The sequence below is a fragment of the Clostridium tunisiense TJ genome (genome assembly GCF_000300195.1).
Lineage (GTDB): Bacteria > Bacillota > Clostridia > Clostridiales > Clostridiaceae > Clostridium_J > Clostridium_J tunisiense.
The window spans coordinates 30643-45851 of sequence record NZ_AMQH01000013.1 but is presented as its reverse complement, the minus strand read 5'-3'; the positions used below and the strand labels follow the sequence as shown (position 1 = coordinate 45851).

Here is a 15209-nt window from a genome sequence, read left to right as displayed (position 1 = left end):
GAGATAGCCCATTTTTCTTAAATTATTTATCTTTTAATATAATGAGTGTGCAGTAATTCATGAGCCTTATGACTATTAGGTTCACCTAAAAACTCTTCATATAATCTCTGAATCTCTGGATTATCATGAGACTTTCTAATGGTTTTACCTTTATCTTCATTATAAAGTACTTGCATTCTTCCTTCTATAATATCTAATCTATTATTAGAGTATGGTTGACCACCACCGTTAATACATCCACCTGGGCAAGCCATCACCTCTATAAAATGATACTCAGTATTGCCAGCTCTAATTTTTTCTAATAAATCTCTAGCATTTCCAAGACCGCTAACAATAGCTACTTTTATGTCAGTACCATCGATATTGATAGTTGCCTCCTTAACGCCGGTAAGGCCTCTAACAGCTTCAAAATCTACTTGTTCTAAGGTGTTTTTGGTTAACCACTCATAAGCAGTACGTAGAGCAGCTTCCATAACCCCACCACTTGTTCCAAATATTACACCAGCACCAGTTGATTCTCCCATAGGATTATCAAATTCTTCATTTTGTAGGGAATTGAAATCTATACCAGCTTCCTTAATCATTCTAGCAAGTTCTCTTGTGCTGATTACTATATCAACATCCTTAACTCCGTTTTCTAGAGTAAACTCATCTCTTGCAGCTTCTGATTTCTTAGCAATACAAGGCATTACAGAAACTACTACTAGGTTCTTTGGATCAATATTCATTTTCTCAGCAAAATAAGACTTAGCAATAGAACCCCACATTTGTTGTGGTGATTTACAACTAGAAGGCAAGTTTAATAAATCATGATAGTGCTTTTCAATGAACGTAACCCACCCTGGACAACAGCTTGTAATCATTGGAAGGTTCTCACCATTTTGAACTCTAGTTAAAAATTCACGTGCTTCTTCTAATATAGTTAAATCAGCAGCAAAATCAGTATCAAATACTTTATCAAATCCTAAAGCCTTTAACGAAGCAGCCATTTTTCCAGTAACAGAAGTTCCAGGAATACAATTAAACTCTTCTCCTAAGGCGCTTCTAACAGCAGGAGCTGTTTGAACAATTACAACTTTTTCTTCATCTGCTAAAGCTCTCCATACTTTTGAGGTATTATCTTTTTCAACTAATGCCCCAGTTGGACATACAGCCACACACTGCCCACAGAAAGTGCACTTAGTTTCTTTTAAGTCTGAACCGAAAGCAGGAGCTATAGTGGTATTAAAGCCTCTATTTATTGAAGATATGGCTCCAACCTTTTGTACTTCATTACAAACAGTTTCACACCTTCTGCATAATATGCATTTAGATGTATCTCTAGCAATTGAGTAGTTATTATCTTCCTTTTGACTTATAGATTTACTACCATTAAATTCTATTCTTCTAATTCCGTACTCTGCTGCAAGTTCTTGTAATTCACAATTCATACTTTTAGCACAAGTTAAACATTCATTAGGATGATCAGATAATAGTAGTTCTAAAATAGTTTTTCTTGCACTCAATGCTTTAGGGGAACTAGTTTTGATAACCATTCCTTGCGATACCGGAGTACAGCAAGCAGGAGCTAAATTTCGTCTTCCCTCTACTTCAACTACGCATACTCTGCAAGAACCTGGTTTATTTTCAGTTTTTTTATCATGAAGATTTAAGTAGCAAAGTGTTGGTATTTTAATATTTAATTCTCTAGCTGCATCTAAAATAGTTTTACCTTGCTCAACTTGAACTTCTTTATCATTAATTTTAAGTGTAACTAAACTCAATGTTGGCACCTCTTTCTTAACTTATTTATACAATTAAATTAAATCTATTGCATCTACAGGACATGCTGATTGACAAGCTCCACACTTAATGCACTTATCTTGATCAATAACATGTTTAGTTTTAACTTTTCCACTGATGCAACTAACTGGACATTGTCTAGCACACTTTGTACATCCTATACATCTATCAGTAATAACATACTTCATAAGATCTTTGCATACACCAGCAGGGCATACCTTGTCTACAACGTGAGCTTCATACTCTTTATAGAAATATTTCATAGTACTTAATATTGGATTTGGAGCAGTTTGACCAAGTCCGCATAATGATGTATCTTTAATTGTTTGAGATAAATACTTAAGCTTGTCTAAATCCTCTAAGGTTCCTTTACCTTTACTTATTGTGTCTAGCATTTCAAGAAGGCGAGTATTTCCCACTCTACAAGGTGTACACTTACCACAAGATTCTTCTTTAGTAAACTCTAAGTAGAATTTAGCTATATCTACCATACAGTTATCTTCATCCATTACAATCATTCCACCAGAACCCATCATTGAGCCAATTGAACCTAAGGATTCATAATCAATAGGAATATCTAGATATTCTTTAGGAATACATCCACCTGATGGACCACCAGTTTGAACTGCTTTGAATTCACGGTCATTTTTAATTCCACCGCCAATCTCATAGATTATTTCTCTTAATGTAGTGCCCATAGGTACTTCCACAAGTCCAACATTATTAATTTTTCCTGCTAATGCAAATACTTTAGTACCTTTAGAGGTAGCAGTTCCAATAGAGCTATACCATTTAGCACCTCTGTTTATAATGGCTGGTATATTTGCAAGGGTTTCAACATTATTTACACAAGTAGGTTTATTCCAAAGTCCAGATTCAGCAGGGAATGGAGGTTTGTTAGTTGGCTCTCCACGTTGGCCCTCAATAGAATGTATTAGAGCAGTTTCTTCTCCGCATACAAAAGCACCAGCACCATACTTAATCTGAATATCAAAATCAAAATTACTTCCCATGATATTCTTACCAAGTAGGCCACAGGATCTTGCTTCTTCAATTGCAATTCTTAACCTATTAATTGCCAGAGGATACTCCGCTCTAATATATACACATCCGATAGTAGCACCTATACAGTACCCAGCAATAGCCATAGCCTCAATGACGCTATGAGGATCTCCTTCAAGTATGGAACGATCCATGAAAGCACCAGGGTCTCCTTCATCGGCGTTACATATGATGTATTTTTGATCAGCATCATATGATTTTGCAAATTGCCACTTTTTACCTGTAGGGAAACCACCGCCACCTCTACCTCTTAAACCAGATTCTATCATAGTGTTAATCACTTCGTCTTGAGTATATTTATTTAAACATTTACCAAGTGCTAAATAACCTTCTTCTGCAATATATTCTTTAATATCTTCTGGGTTAATAAGTCCACAATTTCTTAAAGCAATTCTAACTTGTTTTTTATAGAAAGTCATTTCATCTTGAGTTTTAACTTTTTCTTTTATAGTAGGTTCTTCGTACAGAAGCCTATCAATAGTTCGTCCATTAATAATATGCTCTTTCACAATTTCTTCAGCATCAGCTGGGGTAACGTGAACATAAAAAACATCATCAGGTGTGATTTTTACAATTGGTCCTTTTTCACAGAACCCAAAGCAACCAGTGATTGAAACATATACAATATCTTCAAGGCCAGCAGCTTTAATTTCTTTTTCTAAATTCTCTTTAATCAAATCACTTTGTGCGGACTTACAGCCAGTACCACCACAGATTAGTAACTCCATTTTGTGAGTGCTATCACCTTGTTTAAAATCTCTAGCACTTGTTGCTTTTCTAATGTTTAGTAAAGTTTTGTATTTTTCATGCAATTGTTCTAACTCATTAAAAGAATTAATTTTATCCAAATTTATCCCCCCCCAAAAACTACATGTATTCTGCGATAATTTTTTGTACTTGATCTTTCGTAACATGTCCATAAACTTTATCATTAACAGTTACAACTGGAGCAAGACCACAAGCACCTACGCATCGTAATGAACCAACTGTAAAATGCATATCAGCTGTTGTTTCACCAGATTTGATATTAAGTTGCTTCTCAAACTCTTTGAGCACATCTCCAGCACCTCTTACGAAGCAGGCTGTTCCCATACAAATATTAATGACATTCTTACCTCTTGGTTCTGTAGTAAAGAAAGAGTAAAAGGTTACAACACCATAAACTTTAGAAACAGGTATTTCCAATTTTTCTGCCACAAAGGCTTGAACTTCTGATGGAAGATATCCAAAAATATGTTGTGCCTTGTGTAAAACTTCAATTAAAGCCCCTTCCTTACTAGGAAGTTCATTAATAAAAGCTTCTAGTTCCATAAACATTTGATTTTTTTCACTATTGCAGCACACTTAAAATTTACCCCCTTTAAATAAATAATAAAACTAGTATTAGTTTCATTATAATAAACGAATTTTTAATATATTTGAAATAGTTTAACAATTTCAATTTATAGTATAATACTTTGCCTTCAAATTGTATAGTAGTATTTTATTATTTTAGCTATATTATGACAGGATTTTTTGCATATCCCTTCTATTCCATTTTAATTTATATGTTAATTATGAAGGATTTTATTCATATTTAGATAAATTTTCTACAAACTTTTTAGAAAATAAATAAAACATTTTCAAGAAATTCATAAGAAAATAACTGGGTAGGTTCATAAATTGCCTTGAGGGAATACTTTCCTATTTATATGCATTTAAAAAATCTATCTTAGTATTAGTTATTTACAAATACAGCACTACTTCTGGAACTACTGTGATGGGTAGACATCTAAGAGCTGTAACTTATTTCGTTGCTTCTAGATTTCACAAATGTAATTAGGTGAGGAATAATTAATTATTAAATGGAATATGAATATTAGATTTTATCAGAGAATATATATTAGAAATCTAAAACATTTTTTGTATAAAGCTTGGGTATAGAAGAATAGCATTCAACTAGACAAGATTTAAATAATAAACTTCTTGCAGAAGCTTATGCTAATAATATTTTACATAATAGCATTATAGTACTTTACAATAATTAATGAAAAATGAAGGTGATTTAATGAAGGCCATTATTAATGCAAAAACCTACGACTTTAATAATTATAAGGAAAAAGTGTACATTCTTTTTGACCGCTTAATAAAAAAAATCGGGCCAATGAGTGAGTTCAATACTATAGAAAAAGAACTTTTAGATAAGGTTATAGATGCTAGTGGAGCTTTAGTAATGCCAGGGTTAATTAATGGACATACTCATATATATTCATCATTATCTAGGGGGATGAACTTGCCTTTTAACCCTAAATCTTTTACAGAAATCTTAGAGCAGTTATGGTGGAAATTAGATGGTGTTTTAGTCAAGGATGATTGCTACATTAGTGCCATTGTTTATGGATTAGAGAGTATAAAATGCGGGGTAACCACTCTAATAGATCATCATGCTAGTGGTGGTGATATTTTAGGAACCCTTGAGAAGCTACAGGATGGCATATGTAGGGACTTGGGAATGCGCGGAATATTTTGCTTCGAGACAAGTGATAGATTTGATGTTGAAAAGTGCTTAGACGAAAATATAAATTTCTCAAAGATTAAGAACAATGAGTGTAGTAGCTTATTTGGCATGCATGCTTCAATGACTCTTAGTAATGAGACTCTAGACAAAATTTCTAAGAGAAAAGGAAAACTACCTATTCATATACATCTAGCTGAAAGTATGGAAGATGAAGTTGACTCCATAAATAAGTATAAGAAAACAATAGTTGAAAGACTTGAAGAATATAAATTGTTGACTAAAAACTCTCTACTTGCACATTGTGTTCATATTAATGAGTATGAAGCAAAATTATTAAAAGCTCATAACGTATATGTAGCTTTAAATCCAACATCAAATATGAACAATGCCGTTGGACTGCCTGATTATAATTTATTAAAAACCCATGGGATTCCATGTATTATTGGCAATGATGGATTAGGAGCAAATATAACTAGAGAATTTCTTAACTTAACATACTCAATGAAAAACAAATATAGTGATCCAGGAAACTTTAATTTTAGTGATTTATTGGAGTTAATAAACAACAGTTATGAATATGTTTCTAATCATTTAGGTATTAAAATAGGGAAAATAGAAGAGGGGTATGTATCAGATTTGATTATTGTCCCATATAACTCACCAACCTGTATTTCTGATGAAAATATTTTTGCACATATTTTCTTTGGTGTATTTGACAGATTTACTCCAAGAGATGTGATTTGTAATGGAAAGCTTCTTATGGAGAATAATGCACCAATATTACCTTTTGAAGATATATATGAAAAAAGTGTTCTTGCATCCAAAAAAATTTGGAATATATTAAAGTAAGCAATTATACATTTCTAGTAAAAGAGTTTAGTTTGGGGGAGATAGGATGAATTTAACAACTAGCATTAGTGGTATAGAAATAAAAAACCCATTGATGCCCGCTTCAGGACCACTTGTAGGTGACCATGAGAAAATGCTTATACTACAAAGCTTTGGATTGGGGGCCATGGTTACTAAAACTATATCTGTAAATGCAGCAGCAGTACCTAGACCTTGTATTTATGGAGATAACAACAAGATAATGAATGCAGAGCTATGGTCTGAATATTCAAGTGAAAAATGGCTAAAAGATATATTGCCGCCATTAAAGAGAGATTTAGGTATTCCACTAATAATTAGTGCGGGATACACAAAAGATGATATGGAATATTTAATTCCGAGGTTAGATTCTTATGCAGACGCTTTTGAAATATCTACTCACTATGTAGGTAAAGACTTGAGTGTTATAGGACAAACTGTAGCTACAATAAGAAAGCATACTAATAAGCCTATATTTATGAAGATGAGCCCTCATATGCCAGATCCTATAGGATTTGTTAATACTGTAATAGAAAATGGTGCCAATGGAGTAGTTGCTGTAAACTCTCTGGGTCCTTCTATGATAATAGATCCAATGAAAAGAAAAGTAGTAGTAGGTAATGATAAGGGACAAGTTTGGACATCAGGTCCAAGCATTAAACCCGTTGCATTAGCCATAATTAATATGATTAGAGAGGCTTTCCCTAATATAACCATTATAGGGGTTGGAGGAATATCATCAGCTGATGACATAGTTGAATTTTTATTGGCTGGGGCAGATGGAGTGCAGATGCTTTCTTCGGCTATGATAAAGGGAAAAGACTTGTATGAAAAGATAATTAAAGATTTACCCAAAACCCTTCAAAAGTATAATTTCCAATCTGTAGAAGAGGTTAAAAAATCAAAATTATCGAAAGAAATTAGATTTGAACCGACTTATCCAGTGGTAAATAAAAATAAGTGTACTGCCTGTAAACTCTGTGAAAGGGTATGTCCATATTTTTCAATGAAGGTTGATAAAGTAGCTCAAGTTAATAAGGAAAGTTGCTTCGGGTGTGGGCTATGCGAAAGTCGATGTCCAGTAAAGGCAATTACAGGAGTTTTATAATAAATTTTTGGAGGGATAAAGTTTGAAAATTAATAGTTATTTAAGGCCACAATCATTAAATGAAGCCTATGATGAATTAATTACTGATAAAAATAATTTAATTTTAGGTGGTGGAGCGTATCTTAAGTTAGGTAATAGAAATGTAAATAAGCTTATAGATTTATGTGACCTAAATTTAAACTATATTAAAGAACAGGAAGATTCAATTGAAATTGGAGCAATGACTACTTTAAGGGAGCTTGAAGTGTCAGAAGTTTTAAAGAATTACTTCGCAGGGATTTTATGTGATGCTGTATCTAGAATAATGGGGGTGCAATTAAGAAATGTGGCAACTATTGGAGGGACTATTGGAGGAAGATATGGGTTTTCAGATTTTATAACGGCACTATTAGCTTTAGATACTAAAGTTATATTATTTAACAAGGGGGAAATGAATCTTGAAGATTTCCTAGCTTTAAAGGAAGTTCCCAAGGATATTATCACAAAAATAGTAATTAATAAAACTGACAGTAAAGCCGCCTTCAAAGATTTGAGAAATACCTCCACAGATTTTTCAATACTAAATGTAGCAGTGTCAAGAACAGCCAATAAATTTAAAATTGTAATTGGCGCGAGGCCCGGTATCGCTAGAGTAGCTTATAAATCTATGGAAGTAATAAATAATTGTGAAAATCCAAGGGATAGTCTTAATAAGTTATGCAGTGCACTTGTAAATGAAGTTAACTTTAGCAGTGATATTAGAGGATCTGAGTTATATAGAAAAGAAGTTGCAAAAGTGTTAGTCAAAAGAGCACTTATGGAGGTATTGTAATGATTATTAATTTGAAAATTAACGGTTTAGATAAGGAATTACAAGTAGAACCCCAGGACTATTTATTAGAAACCCTAAGAAATAATGGATATTTAAGTGTAAAAAGAGGGTGTGATACTGGATCTTGTGGTGCTTGCACTGTACTGTTAGATGGAAAACCAATACCATCCTGTGCTTGCCTTGCTGTAAGAGCTGATGGGCATAAAGTAACTACAATAGAAGGTGTACAAAGTGAGGCAGAAGAACTAGCTAAATTCCTATCAGCAGAAGGTGTAGAGCAATGTGGCTATTGTTCTCCAAGCTTTGTATTAACAATTTTAGCCATGAAGCAAGAGTTAAAGAATCCAACAATAGATGAAATTCGTCATTACCTTGTTGGAAACTTATGTAGATGCTCAGGATATGTAGGGCATACTCGTGCAATAAAAAAATACTTAGGGGTGAAATAAATGAAGGAAGTTAAAAAATCCATTCCAAAAATTGAGAGCATGGGACTGCTAAAAGGAAAGCCTGCATATACAAATGATTTACTTCCTAGAGACTCATTGATTTGCAAGGTTTTAAGAAGCCCCTATTCTTTTGCAGAAATAGTAGATATAGAAGTAAAGGAAGCTTTAAAATTACCGGGGGTTGAAACGATTTTAACCTATAAAGATCTTCCCAGAAATGCAATAACTAGAGCAGGGCAAGGATATCCAGAACCTTCTCCACATGATAAATTCATCTTAGACCGTGTTGTTAGGTATGTGGGAGATGAAGTTGCGGTAGTAGCTGCTATCAATGAAACTATTGCAGAGGAGGCTTTAAATTTAATCAAAGTGCAGTATAAAGTATTAGATCCAGTATTGGACTTTGAAAAAGCTGAAGGTAATTCTTCAATAATTCATAATGAACCTGAATGTCACTCTATGTTTGATATTGGCTTTGAACCTAAAAATAATATAGCAGCCTCCTACAGTATGAGTGTAGGTGACATAGATAAAACCTTCGCCACTGCAGATATTGTATTAAGTGAAACTTATTACACACAAGCACAAGCTCACGTTACTATGGAACCTCATTCTTCGGGGGCTTATTTAGATATTCATGGTAGGATAAATATTATTTCTTCTACACAAAATCCAGTGCATGCAAGAAGAATTGTTGGTACTGCACTAGGAATTCCATTGAATAAAATCCGCGTTATAAAACCTAGAATTGGCGGTGGCTACGGTGGTAAGCAAGCAATTCATGGCGAGATGATTGTTGCTGCAATAACATTAAAAACAGGGAAACCATGTAAATTAATTTATACTAGAACGGAAGTATTTGATGCATCTTATAATAGGCATCCTATGAGATTTCAAGTAAGACTAGCAGCTAATAAGGACGGAAAACTTAAGGGAATAGATATGGATGTATTATCAGATACAGGTGCATATGGGGAACATGCATTGACTGTATTCATGGTAGGAGGATCAAAAACTCTACCTTTGTATAATAAGGTTGATGCAGTGAGATTTGGTGGTAAAGTTGTTTATACAAATAAGACTCCTGCTGGTGCTTTCAGAGGATACGGTGCAATTCAAGGAAATTTTGCGTTGGAGTCTATTATTGATGAACTTGCTCATAAATTAAAAATGGATCCACTTGAACTTAGAAAAATAAACATGATAACCGAAGGCGAAACTTCTCCTGTATTTAAGATTATGGGTGAAGGGGGAGAGGGCGTAGAAATGATTCTTGAAAATTGTAAGCTTAATTATTGTGTAAATAGAGGCGCAGAGCTTATAAATTGGAAGGAAAATTTTCCTAAAAAAGTATTAGATAATGAGAGGGTTAGAGGCTATGGTATGGCTATAGCTATGCAAGGCTCTGGAATTCCTAAAATAGATATGGCTTCAGCAATACTAAAATTAAATGATGGTGGGTTCTTTAATTTAATGATTGGAGCTACAGATTTAGGCACAGGTAGTGATACAATCCTTGCGCAAATTGCAGCAGAAGGTTTAGGTGTATCTACCAGTGATATCGTTGTATATTCTTCTGATACAGATTTAACTCCATTTGATACCGGAGCATATGCATCAAGTACAACCTTTGTATCTGGAAATGCTGTTAGAAAGACTGCGGAAAAAATGAGAAGAATGATAATAGAAGAGGCTGCTCTTAAGTTTAATGTATTAAAAGAAGATATTGAGTTTGATGGAAAAACTCTAAAAACTATAGATGGCAAGAAGAATATTACTCTAAAAGATTTATCTACAGAATTATACTACAATAGCAATCAAAAACAACTAGTAGCTTGTGAATCCTATTGCGGAGAAAAATCACCAGCACCATTTATGGGCGCATTTGCAGAAGTTGAAGTAGATACAGGAACTGGCAAAGTAGAAGTTAAAAACTATGTATCAATAGTTGATTGCGGTACTCCTATTAATCCTAATTTAGCAAGAATACAAGTTGAAGGTGGACTTCTTCAAGGGATAGGTATGACCATGTATGAAAATGTAGTACGTAACTATAAAGGGAATTTACTAACAAATAACTTAATGCAGTATAAAATTCCTACTAGGAAAGATGTAACGAATCTTACTGTTGAATTCGCAGAAAGCTATGAGCCATCAGGTCCTTATGGAGCCAAATCAGTTGGTGAGATAGGAATAGATACACCACCAGCTGCTATTGCTAATGCTATCTATAATGCTTGTGGAGTAAGAGTCAGAGAATTACCAATAACACCTGAGAAAATTCTGATGGAATTAAAAAATCTGAATAAATAAAAATATTAATTTATTAAGTATTTTATAGGGAGGTATGATTATTGGGAACTGAAGCTATTGTGTTAGCTGCAGGGTTATCATCTAGAGCTCACAAGTATAAGATGGCCTTAGATTTTAATGGAAGCACAGTGATAGAAAACTGTATAGTTAATATGTATGATGTAGTAGATAAAATCATTGTAGTTGGTGGTTATAACTTTTCTTTAATTGAAAGTATAGTATCAAAATATAAAAAAGTTAAACTAATATATAATGATAAATATGAAAGTGGCATGTTTAGCTCTGTAAGACTAGGGATAAACAGCGTTATTAGCGACAACTTTTTTCTTATTCCAGGGGATTATGCTTTGGTTGATGATTATGTGTATTTAAAAATGCTAGATTATAAGAGTGATGCTTCTATAATCATACCTTCTTATAAAGGAAAGAAAGGTCATCCTGTACTTTTTAAGGACAGTAGCATAAAAAGTGCAATTAATCATAACTTTAATAATTTGAGAGAAGTAATTAATTATATAGGGTTTGAAACACTAGAAGTAGATAGGGACGGAATTTTATATGATATTGATACCTATGAGGATTACATTATTGCATTGGAGAAAAAGTTAATAAAAGAGGGTATGAAAAAAGCAGGTTATTAGGACCGCTGACACTTTGAGATTATGCGATACCAACGAGAAAAATAATAAGAGTATGGGGGTGTTTAAAATTAGCAATTGTATAAGTACTCCAATGAATAGATTTGATGCAGCTGATAAAATTAGAGGCGAGGCAAGATATATAGGGGATATGTTTTTTGAAGAGTTTTTCTATGCAAAAACTCTTAGATCAACTATGGCAAGAGCTAAAATTTTAAGTATAGAATATCCTGAACTTCCAGAGGGGTATTATATAGTTGATAAAAATGATATTCCGAATAAAAATAGGGTGAAAATAGTAACTTATGATATGCCATTTTTTGCAGAAGACACTGTTAACTATATTGGCGAACCAATAGCTTTAGTTGTTGGAAAGGAAAAGAATATAATAGAAGAATTATTAGCAAAGGTTAAAGTTAATTATGAAATCCTAGACCCTATTTATACAATAGAAGAAGCAAGCTGCAAGCTACCTATTTACGGGAAAGATAATTTGTATGCTGATTATCACTACAAAAAAGGAGATATTCAACAAGCTTATAAAGAGGCGTATAAGGTTTTTACAAAAGAGTATGAGACAGGTTACCAAGAGCACATATATCTAGAGCCACAGGGAGTAGCTGCTAGTTATAAAGATGGAAAAGTAACCATTTATGGTTCAATGCAATGTCCCTATTATGTTAAAGATGCTGTGGTAGAAGCCCTAGGATTTGAAGGAAATAGGGTTCAGATTATACAAACAACAACTGGAGGCGCTTTTGGTGGAAAGGAAGAATATCCTTCGTTAACTGGCGGGCATGTCGCTTTTGCTACTATTAAGTGCAATAAGCCAGTAGTGTTAATTTTTGATAGAGATGAAGACATAGAATGCACTACTAAAAGACATCCATCTAAAATAAAAGTTACCATGTTGGTTGATAAGTATAATAAAATTATTGGAATAGATAATGATATAAGATTAGATGGTGGTGCTTATTGCGGTCTTACAAATATAGTCCTTCAGCGTGCAATGTTTACAGCTACAGGGGTATATAACATTCCCAATGTGAGCGTAAGAGGTAGAGCTATTGCTACAAACACAGTTCCAGGAGGAGGGTTTAGAGGGTTTGGAGCACCACAAGGTTTCTTTGCTTTAGAAATGCATATGGAATATATAGCAAAAGAGTTAGGATTAACATCACTTGAATTTAAAAAAATAAACTTGGCTAAAACTGGAGATTTGACTTCTACTGGTGGGGTATATAGAGGTTACGTTCCTACAAAAGAATTAATTGATAGAATTGAGGAAATGTCTCAATATAGTAAAAAGTATAAAGAATATAAAAGTAGTGATACATTAAAGGGGATAGGTATGTCTTTGTTTTTCCACGGAGGAGGTTTTACTGGTAGTGGAGAAAGAGATCATATTAAGGCAGTAGTAAAACTAAGAAAGTATAAAGATGACTCAGTAGAAATATTAATTTCAAATGTTGAAATGGGACAAGGTACCCAAACAACTTTAAGAAAGATTGTGGCAATGGAGTTAAAAGTTCCTATTAACAAAATAATATTAGTTAATCCAGATACAGATAGAGTTCCTAATTCAGGTCCTACAGTAGCATCTAGAACTATAATGATTGTTGGAAAACTTCTGCAAAAAGCAGCTATTAAATTAAAAGAGTGCTGGATAAGTGGCGAAGAGCAACAGATTACGGAAAACTATAAATTTCCAGATGGATTTTATTGGGATGATTCTAAATTTGAAGGTGATGCTTATAATGAATACTCTTGGGGGGCAAACGTAGTAGAAGTTCTGGTAAATCCTTTAACATTTGAAGTAAAAGTCTTAGGCGTTTATGCAGTTTTTGATATAGGTGTACCTATTGATGAAAAAATTATCCGTGGTCAAATAGATGGGGGAATGCTTCAAGGACTTGGACATGGCTCCATAGAAAAATTAGAAATTAACAATGGTAGATTAATACAAAGGACTAATACAGATTATGTAATACCAACCGCATTAGATTTTCCAAAGATTGAAAGTGCAACTATAAGAAATCCATATGAAAATGGTCCTTTTGGAGCTAAGAGTGCTGGAGAGTTAACCTTTATAGGGGCTCCTGTTGCATACGCTCTCGCAATTGAAAATGCCTTAGGAATTGATATTTGTAAAATTCCAGTTACTCCAGAATATCTTATGGAGGTAATGAATAATGAATAATATAACTTTTCACGTAGATGGAAGAATCGTAACCTTAGAGTGCAATCCATTAAAAAGACTTATTGATGTTTTACGAGAGGATTTAGCAATTACTGGTGTTAAAGAAGGCTGTGGTCAGGGAGAGTGCGGCGCTTGTTCAGTAATTATTAATGGTGACCTAGTTAATTCTTGTTTAGTTCCAGTAGGGTCATTGAATAATGCCAATATAATTACTATAGATGGCTTTAAAGAATCTAAAAGATTTGAAATTCTTAAACAAGCCTATGAAGATGCAGGTTCAGTACAGTGTGGGTTTTGTACTCCAGGAATGATTATGGCTTCAGAAGCGTTACTAAGAAAGCTACCTCGACCAACTGAGGAAGAAATTAGGGTAGGCATTTCTGGTAATCTCTGTAGATGCACAGGATACACAATGATAGTTGAAGCTATTAAACTTGCAGCTGAGAGAGGTGAAGGTTTATGGTGATTGCAACTACACCTACAAATATTACTGAAGCTTTAGAATTTCTCAGTGAAAAAGATGCTATTATAATGAACGGTGGAACGGATCTAATGGTTAAGAAAAAAAGTTGGTCAGGGACAATACCCTCATTTGATAAGTCTATTTTATTTATTAATTCACTAAAAGAGTTAAAACAGGTTTCCACTGAAAAGAATAATTTAATAATTGGAAGTGGGTGCACCTTTTCTCAGTTAGAAAGGAGTCCTCTTGTACCTATCTATTTAAAAGTAGTAATAAGAGAAATTGCGTCTCCAGCTATAAGAAATCTTGCTACAATTGGAGGGAATATCTGTAATGCGTCTCCAGCGGGGGATATTTTAACACCACTATATGCTTTAGATGCAAAATTAAGACTTGTATCTAGAAATAAAGAGAGAATAATACCAATAAAAGAATTTATTATTGGACCAGGAAAAACCTTACTAAATGCTAATGAGTTACTAACAGAAATAATAATAGAAAACTATAACAATAAAAAGTTTTATTATCATAAGTTAGGTACCCGGAAAGCTACAGCATTGGCAAAGGCATCATTTATAGGGTTTTATGAAGTGGAGAATAATATAATAAGAGATTTAAGGATTGCTTTTGGGTCTGTAGGTCCAGTAGTTATAAAGGATAGAGATTTGGAATTGACCTTAGTAGGGGGATCTATTAAAGATACAAGGTATAAAATTTGTGAAATAGTTGAAAGATATTCTGAACTAATTAGACCAATTAATGATGCAAGGTCTACTGCAAAATATAGGAAAGCTGTTTGTTTAAACTTATTAAGAAATTTTTTGTTAAATGAATTATCAAAGTAAGAATTTCTAGGTTTATAAAGTAGTTACTATTTGTAATAGTTCAATATGGATGAAAGTCTTATAGCATAGAAATATGCTATTTTTTTATTGTGGAATTTTATTGAAAAACATTGTTGGTTTTAGTTTTAATATGCAATTATTCTACTTTAATTAAACTAATAGGAAAGTTTAATT

The 15209-nt window shown here is 33.3% G+C and carries 12 protein-coding genes; 9 read left to right on the top strand and 3 right to left on the bottom strand.

Annotated features, from left to right (window positions below):
• Positions 1-26: 26 nt before the first annotated feature.
• The 3 genes from C661_RS0114845 to C661_RS0114835 are packed head-to-tail and all read right to left on the bottom strand — an operon-like array spanning position 27 to position 4161.
• The gene (locus C661_RS0114845) at positions 27-1763 is read right to left on the bottom strand and encodes an NADH-dependent [FeFe] hydrogenase, group A6 (RefSeq protein WP_017416132.1); all 1737 of its coding nucleotides are present in this window, start codon (positions 1761-1763) and stop codon (positions 27-29) included.
• Positions 1764-1796: 33 nt separating this feature from the next.
• Positions 1797-3692: an NADH-quinone oxidoreductase subunit NuoF gene (locus C661_RS0114840; RefSeq protein WP_017416131.1), complete on the bottom strand. Its 1896-nt coding sequence runs from the start codon at positions 3690-3692 to the stop codon at positions 1797-1799.
• Between the two features lie 19 nt (positions 3693-3711).
• Complete coding sequence (locus tag C661_RS0114835; protein ID WP_085959908.1) at positions 3712-4161, bottom strand: NADH-quinone oxidoreductase subunit NuoE family protein; 450 nt, start codon at positions 4159-4161, stop codon at positions 3712-3714.
• Between the two features lie 730 nt (positions 4162-4891).
• On the opposite strand from C661_RS0114835, the gene C661_RS0114830 reads away from it, so the two are divergent.
• The 9 genes from C661_RS0114830 to C661_RS0114790 all read left to right on the top strand — a co-directional run bounded on the left by C661_RS0114830 (position 4892) and on the right by C661_RS0114790 (position 15035).
• Entirely contained in the window at positions 4892-6190 is a 1299-nt protein-coding gene (locus tag C661_RS0114830) for an amidohydrolase family protein (protein ID WP_017416129.1), read from the top strand.
• Between the two features lie 46 nt (positions 6191-6236).
• On the top strand, positions 6237-7316 hold the full coding sequence (locus tag C661_RS0114825; protein ID WP_017416128.1) for a dihydroorotate dehydrogenase: 1080 nt from the start codon (positions 6237-6239) through the stop codon (positions 7314-7316).
• 22 nt (positions 7317-7338) lie between these two features.
• The gene (locus C661_RS0114820) at positions 7339-8127 is read left to right on the top strand and encodes an FAD binding domain-containing protein (RefSeq protein ID WP_017416127.1); all 789 of its coding nucleotides are present in this window, start codon (positions 7339-7341) and stop codon (positions 8125-8127) included.
• Positions 8127-8576, top strand: a complete 450-nt coding sequence (locus tag C661_RS0114815) for a (2Fe-2S)-binding protein (RefSeq protein WP_017416126.1) — start codon at positions 8127-8129, stop codon at positions 8574-8576. The genes C661_RS0114820 and C661_RS0114815 overlap by 1 nt, the downstream gene beginning before the upstream one ends.
• Entirely contained in the window at positions 8577-10889 is a 2313-nt protein-coding gene (locus C661_RS0114810) for a xanthine dehydrogenase family protein molybdopterin-binding subunit (RefSeq protein ID WP_017416125.1), read from the top strand.
• A 41-nt stretch (positions 10890-10930) separates the two neighbouring features.
• Entirely contained in the window at positions 10931-11530 is a 600-nt protein-coding gene (locus C661_RS0114805; RefSeq protein ID WP_017416124.1) for a nucleotidyltransferase family protein, read from the top strand.
• Positions 11531-11621: 91 nt separating this feature from the next.
• Complete coding sequence (locus C661_RS0114800) at positions 11622-13727, top strand: xanthine dehydrogenase family protein molybdopterin-binding subunit (RefSeq protein ID WP_017416123.1); 2106 nt, start codon at positions 11622-11624, stop codon at positions 13725-13727.
• Entirely contained in the window at positions 13720-14193 is a 474-nt protein-coding gene (locus C661_RS0114795; protein ID WP_017416122.1) for a (2Fe-2S)-binding protein, read from the top strand. Before C661_RS0114800 ends, C661_RS0114795 begins: the two co-directional genes overlap by 8 nt.
• On the top strand, positions 14187-15035 hold the full coding sequence (locus C661_RS0114790) for an FAD binding domain-containing protein (RefSeq protein ID WP_017416121.1): 849 nt from the start codon (positions 14187-14189) through the stop codon (positions 15033-15035). Before C661_RS0114795 ends, C661_RS0114790 begins: the two co-directional genes overlap by 7 nt.
• Positions 15036-15209: the final 174 nt, after the last annotated feature.